This is a genomic window from Candidatus Aquicultor sp., from assembly GCF_054640775.1.
Map to the genome: position 1 here is coordinate 1 of NZ_JBTSLF010000095.1, position 10,551 is coordinate 10,551.

At 48.2% G+C, this 10,551-nt stretch carries 7 protein-coding genes and 1 tRNA gene; 7 read left to right on the forward strand and 1 reads right to left on the reverse strand.

Annotated elements, in window-relative coordinates; all coding sequences use genetic code 11:
• Window positions 1–192: 192 nt before the first annotated feature.
• Entirely contained in the window at window positions 193–1,188 is a 996-nt protein-coding gene (gene galT / locus ACYC56_RS08850) for a galactose-1-phosphate uridylyltransferase (protein WP_461373820.1), read from the reverse strand.
• Window positions 1,189–1,545: 357 nt separating this feature from the next.
• On the opposite strand from galT, the gene ACYC56_RS08855 reads away from it, so the two are divergent.
• The 7 genes from ACYC56_RS08855 to ACYC56_RS08885 form a co-directional block, all read left to right on the forward strand.
• Window positions 1,546–5,685: a GAF domain-containing protein gene (locus ACYC56_RS08855; protein WP_461373821.1), complete on the forward strand. Its 4,140-nt coding sequence runs from the start codon at window positions 1,546–1,548 to the stop codon at window positions 5,683–5,685.
• 165 nt (window positions 5,686–5,850) lie between these two features.
• Window positions 5,851–7,731 (forward strand): glucosyl-3-phosphoglycerate synthase, encoded by a 1,881-nt coding sequence (locus ACYC56_RS08860; RefSeq protein WP_461373822.1) that lies wholly within the window; start codon window positions 5,851–5,853, stop codon window positions 7,729–7,731.
• Window positions 7,732–7,836: 105 nt separating this feature from the next.
• Window positions 7,837–7,910: transfer RNA gene (locus ACYC56_RS08865), tRNA-Pro, on the forward strand.
• Between the two features lie 218 nt (window positions 7,911–8,128).
• On the forward strand, window positions 8,129–8,548 hold the full coding sequence (locus ACYC56_RS08870) for a hypothetical protein (RefSeq protein WP_461373823.1): 420 nt from the start codon (window positions 8,129–8,131) through the stop codon (window positions 8,546–8,548).
• Between the two features lie 454 nt (window positions 8,549–9,002).
• Window positions 9,003–9,407, forward strand: coding sequence for a hypothetical protein (locus ACYC56_RS08875; protein WP_461373824.1), 405 nt, complete (start codon window positions 9,003–9,005; stop codon window positions 9,405–9,407).
• 455 nt (window positions 9,408–9,862) lie between these two features.
• On the forward strand, window positions 9,863–10,195 hold the full coding sequence (locus ACYC56_RS08880; protein WP_461373825.1) for a metal-sensitive transcriptional regulator: 333 nt from the start codon (window positions 9,863–9,865) through the stop codon (window positions 10,193–10,195).
• A 92-nt stretch (window positions 10,196–10,287) separates the two neighbouring features.
• Window positions 10,288–10,551, forward strand: a 264-nt coding sequence (locus ACYC56_RS08885; protein ID WP_461373826.1) for a heavy-metal-associated domain-containing protein, incomplete at its 3' end; no start/stop codon positions are given.

The window sequence follows — 10,551 nt, forward strand, 5'->3', positions numbered from 1 at the left end:
ATGGGCTGCTTAAACTTGCTGTAATCTGAATGCTCACGGAAGAAAGAATGTCGGAAAGCCGTATGAGGGAAAACCTCACGTACGGTTTGATGAGGAGGGGCTGGTTGGTTCCAGCCCTTCACTCTATTTTTCATTCTTGGCTCACACCCCGGACCCCGGCCTCTGGACCCTACCCACACCCGCGACCCTCACTTACGGTTGGGTGTTTCGCAGGAATTCTGCGGCGGCTTCGGGGATGGTGACGTCTATCCACATGCCGGTGCCCAGCTCGAAGCCTGCGGGGATCGTTAGTTTAGGGATTATAGACATGTGCCAATGGTAGGTATCGGTCAGGCCGTATCCTGGTGGGCTGGTATGCAGGTACATGTTGTAGGGAGGGTCGTTGAGCCCGTTGTAAAACCGCCGCAGCGTATTCCTGAATATGACGGCAAGTTCCTCGATCTCGTCGTTAGAGATATCTTCGAATTTAGGCCTGTGATGCAGCGGTAGTATCCACGTTTCGAAGGGGAGCTTGGCGGCAAACGGAACAAACGCAAGGAAATTATCCGTCTTTTCAACGATCCTCTCGTTGATATCCAGCTCTTGCGAAATAATTTTACAGTAAATACAGTGACCGTTTTCGTCATAATATTCGGCGGCCCCGTATAGCTGCGCCGCAGGAACCTCGGGGAGTACCGGAACGACGAATACCTGGGAATGGGAGTGCTCGAGCGATGCCCCGGCCGGCTTGCCGTGGTTGATAATAATCTGAATATAACGGGCGTAGGGTTGATTCTTATGGTAATCGTATCGAAGCTTATATGCTTTTAGCACCTCTACTACCTGGTGCGTTGGGTGCGTGGCCAGACTCGATTCATGCTGCGGGCCGTGGACGATGACCTCGTGCGCCCCATATGCCTTTCTGCTCAGATAGAGGCCGTTTATCGTTTCATCGTGATTTTCCGGTGTAAAGGCGGGGAATTTATTTGGCACTACTCTGATTGTCCAATCCGGTGAGTTGGGTGGCAAGTCACCCGGTCTAAACGCCAGGGTCTCGGGCGGGGTCATGGACTCATTGCCGTACTCGAACGGGCAGACCTGGGGTGAAGAACCGCCATCTCTTAGTATGAAATCATCCGGACGTTTTGCTCGCTCTTTTGCTACGACGACCCAGCGTTTTGTTACGGGGTCTTGTCTTAACTCGGGCATTGTGCCTCCTTGGCCTGGGCCTTAAACAGTATTAAAGAAAGCATACTATAAAACCTTCGCACGAGGTCTTATTTCTCTCTATGCCAAAAATAAAAAACTTAGAAACTTTGCCATATTGGATAGCCGTTTTGTGATGCATACGTTAGAATACTAGCAAATGCCCATGCATGATCGATGCAGCTTTCGTCCACAACAGAAAAGGTAGACCAAAAGTTTCAAAAAAAACAAAAATTTCTTGTTTAACAGCCAACAATTAAGGGTAATACAAACGTTAGGTATTAAATTACCGCTTGCATGCTATAACAGGAAGCCTTTACATCAAAGTTCCGTGAATGAGAGCTACAGGGGGCGTATCAGGTGTCTGCCAGCGACCAAAATTCAATCACAGAAGAGTTAGCAGCATTAGAAAAAGAGTTTGGCGAAGACAGTAAAGCGTGGCAAAAAATCTACGCTAGTATGGTTCAGAATAGTTTTGAAGTAGGTAAGAACCTCCAGGAAGTGTTGACCTCAGTACTTGAATCCATCCTTATGCTTTCAAAGGCGAATGCCGGTATCATGCTGTTAGAAAGCGAGGACACCCAGGGTCTAGTCGAGATTGCCAGCAATGGCTTCAGGCCCGATAGACCGGTAGTTTTCAAGAAGAGCGCAAGTATCGGAAAAGAGCTGGAGACATATCTCTCAGAGGACATAAAGCATGCAGACGGCAAGTTCGCTATCATCGGCCTTGGATCAAGAGGGCCGGAGGTAGGGGTGCTTGCCATTTATTTTGCCGATCCTTCAATGCAAGTGACGGAGACCGAACAACTACTTAAGCTTCTAAGGGTGCACATCGCGGACGGTATACAGCGGACCAGGGCGCTCGATGTCGTGAAAAACCAGGACGTTCTCTTCAAGGCAAGCTTGATGCAGCTCAGCAAAACCATGGGCACGACGCTTGATATGAAGAAGCTTGCGCGCCAGATAACCCACGTTTCCATGGCCATCGTAGGGGCCGATCTTTGCGATATTCTTCTTATCAGGGACGGCTCACTCGAATTCCAGGTTGCCTCGGGTTTTAACAAGATACTTAAGGGGTTCGGGAACGTACCGCTAAAGAAAGATCCCGCCGCCGGAATCGTCGAGCGCGGCAGGGCGATGGTTATAAAAAACATCAGGTCGAAGAGCAGATTCCACGAACGTCCTTGGCTTAACCGCGAGCAGTTCAAATCATATATAGGGGTGCCGATTAAGCAGGGTGACAAGGTAATCGGTGTCTTAGAGGCTTTTAGTAAGAGCACGTCAAGATTTGATAACAGTGACCTTAAGATATTGCAATCGCTTTCGGGGCCGGTCGCAGCCGCATTGCGTAACATCAGGTTCTTTGAGGAGACGAAGAAAAAAGCCGAAGAACTGAGAATATTGCACACGCATACATCGCGAATCGTTGCGGTTACCGATATCGGAAAGATGATGAAAGAGATCGTAGACGCTGCAAGGTCGGCGGTGGGTTGTCTAATGTCTGCGGCGGCGCTTTATAACCCTGAAACGGGGCATTTTGAATATCGGACATCAAACATCGACCCCATCCTTGGCGAACCGGTATTGACCAAGACAGATGAAGAACGCGGCTCGTACAATGAGGTGGCATACGCCGAAATACTGCGCACAGGCAAGCCGTTACGCCTGGACGATATAAAGCTACATAAAGAAAGCGGAATAGAGAGAACCGAGGACCTGCCGCTAAGGGGTTTTCTGGGTGTGCCGCTTATCGATCAAAGCAAAAACCCATGCGGCCTGGTCATGGTGAGTTTCAAGAAAGACGGAGGGGTATTTACCGAGGCGGATGAAGAAGTCCTCTCGACGCTCGCAAACCAGGCATCGATCGCCATCCAGAACGCACGTCTCTACAGCCAGCTTGAATACAGGGCGAAGGGTTTACGAAACCTCTTTACAGTAAGCCAGAAGATCAGCTCATCCCATGATTGCAATAAGATTCAGGGATCGGTTATAAAGGCGGTCTCGGGTTTCTTTGGCGCACAGTCTGTGTGTATAGCGCTTTACGATGACGATACCGATGAGCTAAGGATCTCAAAGTGCTTAATTAACGGCGTCGAGCGGTTCCATCATGAAGTGTTTGTCATCGACGAGGGAAAGAAGCAAAGCCTGGTCGAGGATAAAAAACCGGTACTTATTGCACCATGTGACCTGCTAGCGGGATTGCAGATAGGCGAAGAACTACCGGTTGATGATTTCAAGTCGTTTTTAGCGGTGCCGCTGGTTGTCAAGAACAAGGTTATAGGTATTCTCGGCCTCTCTACTAACTGGTCGGGGGACGAAGCCCGGTTTGTCGATGAGCTGGAGTTGATACAGATCTTTGCCAACCAGGTGGCGATCGCTATTGATAACTCGCGTCTCTATGAGGAGGCGCTCTATAAGGCCAAGAACCTATCGGCCGCACTTGATTTTTCAAAGCTTATAGCAAGCGAAATCGACGTGAGTAAGATATTTAAGCGGGTCGGGCAAGCCATAAAGAAGGTATTCGAGATACAACGCGGCTGCATTTTCTTAAGCGATAGGTCGGGCAGAAAACTCGATCATATCTATAGATGGGGGGTCGATACGGATTCCTTTAAAACCGGCGAGATATACACTGACGAGAATCATCCTATCGCTATGGCTTTCAGAAACCGGTCGCACATCGTAATAGATGACCTGTCGCACTTTGACTATCCTAACAAAAACGAGATTAAGATTGGTGAAGAATTCGGGTCGGCGGCGATTATCCCACTTATCGTGAAAGGAAAGGTTCGCGGCGTTATCGCTTTGTTCTCGGTTGAGCCGAACTTTTTTACAGAAGAACGCCTGTCGACAATCAGCATTTTTACAAACCAATTTGCGGTTGCCATCAGGAATAACCAGCTTTACTCGAGGGTTGTCGAAGAAGAGATCGCAAGGCGTGAGGCCGAGCTTTCCGTCGAGCTTCTTCAAGAGAAGGCAAAAAGCTCAATCGTTATCGAGCGAACCGGTGAAGGCATTTTTATGGTCGATGCCGAGTTGCAGATTGAATTGTTTAACCCGGCACTTGAGGCGATGACCGGGCGGAAAGCCGAAAAGGTGATCGGCAAGAAATGCCAGCAGGTGTTTAAAGACATATTTGTCGATGGCAATGTTTGCGATAGGTGTCCGATAAATGATCCTTCCAAAACGCAGACCGACAGGATAAAAGCAAACATTCGGGTTAATAAAACCGGCGAGGTCCGTTTCGTTGAGGTAAGCCATTCGCTTATCGATTACGGCGACAAAAAAGGAATCGTCGGTACGGTTAGGGATATTACCAAGGATCATGAGCTTGAGATCTATCACCATGACTTAAGGATTGCGACCGAAGTCCAGAAAAATATCCTGCCCCATAGCAAGCCGACGACGCCGGGTTTGGATATCGGCTTTATGTGCCAACCGGCGAAACAAATCGGCGGAGATTACTTCGATTTCATTCCGCTCGATAATGAAAAACTCGGTATAGCTATCGGTGATGTGGCCGGCAAAAGCTTGCCCGCGGCGCTTCTGGTCTCGATGCATAAGTATATTCTGCGCTCGGCTGCCGCCAACACCGCTTCGGTTATATCGCCGCTCAGGGCGCTCAACCAGATATTATGGGAGGATACGTCGCCCGAGGTTTTCGTGACGACGATTTACGGCGTCTATAACTACACGAATTCGACCTTTGTATATGCGAATGCCGGGCACTTGCCGCCGCTGCTCTCCTCTGGAGGACAGGCGAAGTACCTGTGGTCGCCGCAAACGCCACTCGGGATTCAGCAAAACCTTTTTATCGAACAACAGCAGGTGCGATTAGAGAAAGACGATGTGCTCGTGCTGCTCAGCGATGGCGTGACCGATATACGAAACAATAAGGGAGACTGTTTCGGGTTCGAACGGCTGCGCAGGTTTGTTAAGAGAAACCCCGATCTCAGCGCCCAGGAACTCGCGGATCGTATCCTCGAGCACACGACTCGCTTCTCGGCCGGCGATCTTGCTGATGATTTTACCATCGTGGTGCTTAAATGTACCAAAAATGGCGAGAAAACGGACGTTAAAGAAATGGTCGTCATCAACAAACCGATTGCGGTCAATGATGTTAGAAAGTTTGTTGGCGAAGAGCTTAAAACCGCCGGTTTTGATAAAAACGATTCCTCGGACGTGCTCGTTTCGGTGTGCGAAGCGGTCACCAATTCTGTCCTGCACGGGCAATCGCCGGATGGTGAAAACAATAATATCCGGGTGGGATGTTTCATCCAGGACTCCTTCTTTAAGGTGGCGATTTCAGACAGCGGTATCGGCTATGGCCCCGACCTGTCCGCATGGCGGCCGCCCGACCTGGTGCGGGACAGGGGCCGCGGCATATATCTCATGCAGCAACTCATGGATGATGTGAAATTTATAGCCAGGGATCGCGGCGCTACCATCATCCTTTCCAAAAAACTTCCGAACTCTGATGATTCGGCTCGCTGGATGTAAAATAACCCCTTTTATAACCTGCCGATTTTGGGTATATAGTGCTAAGTCGGATACCTAGCCAGTCGCGCTTCCTAAGCAGGCGCAAAATACCTTTTAACGCAGGCATTTGTGTATCCTCCATATCAATGGCACGCCGGTCGATGATGTCGGCTTGCCGGCAGGGACGTGAATCGATTGAGAATTAACCTTAGTTCGCTCGAAGATTTTATGGACGATGGGGATATTCAAGCGGAAATAACCGGGCGTGCATCGGGAGGAAACGGTTTGGCGGCTTCCTCTTCTGATTATTCGGTTTTGCTTCCGCTGCTAGGGGAAAAAACAAGCAGAGAGGCCGTAAGGCTTGTCTCTTCGATTCTTGCCGGGGAAAAACCGAGGTTGGTTATGCTCGGGATGGTGGAGGTTGCGTCAGAAGCTTCCTTAAGCACCGGGGCTCTGCCTGCGCGGGAGTACCGCCGGCTGCTCGAAGCGAACGATATAAGCCACCGCGTTAAGGTCTCTCGGAACATTTGGCAGACGATCAATGCCACGCTTGAGGGCGAGAACTATGATCTTATAGTTATGCCGTGGTCGCAAGAGAACCAAGTGAATCCCGATTACAGAATTCTCCTCAACAAGCTTCTTAACGAACCGTCTGTTGATTCGCTCATCATTAAACCTGGAAGCACGCACCAGTACAAGAGGATTCTTGTGTGCCTGCAAAGTGGGTCGGATGCGGGTTTGGTTATGGATACGGCGCTCTCAATAGCGGGCGAATACGGCGCGGAGCTTATGGCTGTTCACGCGGACAAACGCGGCGACTATGGTGAAGAGATAGCACACGTCGACGTCGGCGACCACGATCTCATAATAACAGCCGCTCCCACTACGGGGTCAAACGGATATAGAGCCGACGAGATCGTCGCACCGATTCTAGAGAATACGAATGCAACCGTAATCATTGCAAAGTCATCTTCGACACTTCAGAAGAGAGCGCCATTCGTGGGAATCCTTCCGCGTAAGCAGAATGGAAACGGTATGAACGGGCGGAGTATGGTACCGATCTCAGAGGCTGTTGATACGTGGTTTGCTGAAAATACGTTTCATGCCGACGAGTTCTCGGATATCGAGAAGCTGGTGGAAGCAAAGCGCAAGCAAGGCTTAACGATAAGTTTAGGGTTACCTACCTTAAACGAGGAACAAACGATTGGCGTCATAGTCGAAACGATGCGGACCCATCTGTGCGAGAGGTACCCTCTTATCGATGAGATCGTCGTCATCGATAGCGATTCTATCGACTCTACGGCCAGGATAGCGGAAAGCCTCGGGGTAGAAGTCATACGGGAAAGCGAGATATTGCCCGAATGGGGCTCGCGTTTGGGGAAAGGCGGGGCGCTCTGGAAAAGCCTCTATGCGCTTAAAGGAGATATTATAGCCTGGATAGATACCGACATTAAGAATATCGACCCCCGGTTTGTCTACGGGCTGGTCGGCCCGCTCATAAAATATCCCCACATAAAATACGTAAAGGGCTTTTACAGGCGACCCGTTAAGATAGGCGACCAGCTCATCGAAACCGGCGGCGGCCGGGTAACCGAGCTGACCGCACGCCCGCTTCTCAACCTGTTCTTTCCCGAATTATCCGGCTTTGTCCAGCCGCTCTCGGGCGAGTATGCGGGCCGGCGCGAAATCCTCGAGCGGGTAGGATTCCATAACGGCTACGGTGTAGAAACGGGCTTGCTGCTAAATATCCTCGAACAATTCGGCCTGGATATCATGGGCCAGGTAGACCTGGTGGAGCGTATTCATCGTAATCAGCCGCTGGAGAGCCTTAGCAAAATGTCCTTTGCGATCATGCAGGTAATAATCGATAAGTTAGAGGAACGCCATCGCGTTGAGTTGCTGAACGAGGTAAGCAAAACGATGAAACTCATCAAACACGAGTCCGACCAGTTTTGCCTGGATGTGAAATCGATCGAGGAAACTATGAAGCCCCCGATGTTCACAGTACCGGGATACCGGGAGCGATTTATGGGGCTTGAACTGGGGGATATGGACCGGGCTGTTTGACACGGTACGTAAAGCGCTTTTTGGATAATAGCTTTCATGAAATTCCGTAATGCCGGGATATTTGATATAATGACAACGCGTTAAGAATTAGCGCGAAACAAAAAACGGGGCGTAGCGCAGTTTGGTAGCGCACACGGCTGGGGGCCGTGTGGTCGCAGGTTCAAATCCTGTCGCCCCGACACCGATTTTGGCCTTGTGAAAAATGGCTTTCATAAGGCCTTTTTTAGTTGCAGAAAAGTTGACAGGTAGAAGGAGTTTTACTTAAGGCTAGTATGGTTGTTGTAGAGAAAAGAACTAGCAATGGGTAAGAACATGTTAGAAATAATCGCAGGTAATACCTTGTAAGTTTGAAATTATTGTCATTGACAGAGGTTGCCCGGGAAGCTATGATGCTTTCATGAACGAGGCAGGTAAAAAGGTAATTGAAGAACTATTAGATAGGCAAGCCGAACGGCTTGATAAGCACATTGATGCACGTCTTCAAGAACAAGCTGAGCGCTTGGAAAAGCGTATGATCCAAGTCTTTAATGAGGGCTTTGAGCAGGTAGTTTTGCCGCATCTTACAGAACTAAACGATAAAGTTGATTCGTTGGCCAACAAAGTTGATTTATTAGATGACAAGGTTGATGATATTAGCCTTAGAACAGCAAGTATCGAAAGAAAACTCGATGCCGTAGTTGAACGCCAAGATAGGCAAGGCGAAGAAAATCAAAGGTATCAAGAAGTTCATCCAAATGCCGGAAGGCGCATAAACTATTATAGTTGCAATAGAGTTTTTGATATATTACCATCGCAGTCCAGGCAAATATTTAGCTAATCTATTTAACACATCCGAGTTCAAATAATGTCCCATCAGGACGACAAAACTATAGCCCTTGTGAAAAGCATTTTCACAAGGGCTATTTCTTTTTGCAAGAAAAGCTGACAGTGAAGAGGATCGGAACTCCGTATTATCCCTTAGACCGAATATCATGAACACGATTTACTATATCGATCAACGGGGCACTTAGTCACTTAATCTAGAAACAAAAATCAACGCCGAAACATCCTCTAAAAAGTGTAGCTGCGTCTAAAGAGGTTGCTATGGGTATAAATAACCTATATTACGGTTATTCAGTAACTGAGATTCAAGGTTTATGCGCCTAGGATGTGGCTTGTTGTAGCTAGACGGTTTGATCTTAATTCAGAATAATGTGTGGGAATTCAAAAGCATCGCTTCGCCTCCCGTGATTGCGAGCGTTAGGTGGAGCTAATAGACAGAGGAGAAATCGATGGGAACAAAAGTGGGTTTGTGGATTGATCATAGGAAGGCTATTATCGTGACCGTTACGGACGAAGGGGAAGAAATAGGACTGATAATATCGAAGCTTGAAAAACAGCTCCGCCGTTCTGGTGATTCACCTCTTGAGGGTGCCTATGAACCACTGCAAGTACCGGAAGACGATAGCCGTCAGAGAACGTTTACGGGACATCTCAATATTTATTACGATGCGGTAATTGCGAGTATTCGCGATGCAGAAGCTATTCTTATATTTGGTCCTGGTGAGGCAAAAGGCGAACTGAAAGAACGTCTTGAAAGAGATAACCTCGGGGGACGCATCGTAGGTATTGAAACAGTCGACAAGATGACGGATCATCAGATTGCGGCGAAAGTTCGACAACACTTTCCAAAATAGCTTTCGGCAATAGATCGAAATGAAACCACTAACAAGGTGCTGCAGCGGGCGCGTTGTTGATGTTTCGCTTGTACCCGTTATAATATCAATCGCAGTCCAGCGACTTGCTTCGCCAACCTCTCCAGCAACCCTAAGCTCAAATAGCGTCCAATGAGGGCGGCACCTTTTTGGCCTTGTGAAAATGCTTTCGCAAGGCCTCTTTTATTTGTGAAAACGTTGAGAGGTGATAGGATTTGAACTTTCTTCAGAGCCCTAAAACTATACGGGATAATAAGACTGGGTGAGGTAGGAAAGGGAGCTAATGGCTTTAGCCTCTTTGCACTTCAAATATTAAATTCTATTTTATCAAGAAACTTTTAACGGCGAATAATCAATAAAAGAATTGACAAGATAGTATAGGGGGGTATACTATCGGTTTTAGGAGGCTACACTATTAAATCAAAAGGGGTGACCACATGGATGAGATAGATGTTTCCTGTCCGGTTTGTGACGAGAGTTCAGAGAGTGGCGGACGGCATAGCCATCATAGTGAAAAAACTATCCGCGAGCTTGTTACCAGGATGAATCGAATTGAGGGGCAAGTTCGCGGCATTAAGGGTATGATCGAGCGGCAGGTGTATTGTGATGATGTTTTGAATCAGATTTCCTCTGCCCAGTCGGCTTTAAACGGAGTAGCAAAGCTACTATTAGAAAAGCATATGAAATCCTGCATTAAAGAACAGCTTCAGGCCGGTGATGCAGAAGTGATGGATGAAGTTCTAAAAACTATCTTCAAACTAATCAAATAGGTTGGTTGCATAATATTATCTACTAAATCGAAAACGTAAGGTGATAGGGTAACGGTCAAAATTTCTATAAGTGTACCTTTGGAGGTGATACTATGGCTAATACTACAGAAACTAAAGATCAGAATCAGATAGAGATTGCCGTGTATGGCATGACTTGTGAACATTGTGTCCGGCGGGTGACCCAAGCTTTGGAGAAACTCCCGGGCGTGGCAGACGTTCAGGTGTCTTTGGCAGACTCCAAAGCAAGTTTTCACTTTGATCCGGAGCAATTTGACATGTCCGCAGTATTGGACGCGATTGAAGGAGCTGGATATTCGACCGAGCCTACTCCGACTGAAGGCGCGGTGGACACCCTA

What these genes read in the sequence shown, in the direction of transcription:
- galT (WP_461373820.1), bottom strand. Translation starts at nt 1,188, where the DNA reads ATGCCCGAGTTAAGACAAGACCCCGTAACAAAACGCTGGGTCGTCGTA.
- ACYC56_RS08870 (WP_461373823.1), top strand. Translation starts at nt 8,129, where the DNA reads ATGAACGAGGCAGGTAAAAAGGTAATTGAAGAACTATTAGATAGGCAA.
- ACYC56_RS08875 (WP_461373824.1), top strand. Translation starts at nt 9,003, where the DNA reads ATGGGAACAAAAGTGGGTTTGTGGATTGATCATAGGAAGGCTATTATC.
- ACYC56_RS08880 (WP_461373825.1), top strand. Translation starts at nt 9,863, where the DNA reads ATGGATGAGATAGATGTTTCCTGTCCGGTTTGTGACGAGAGTTCAGAG.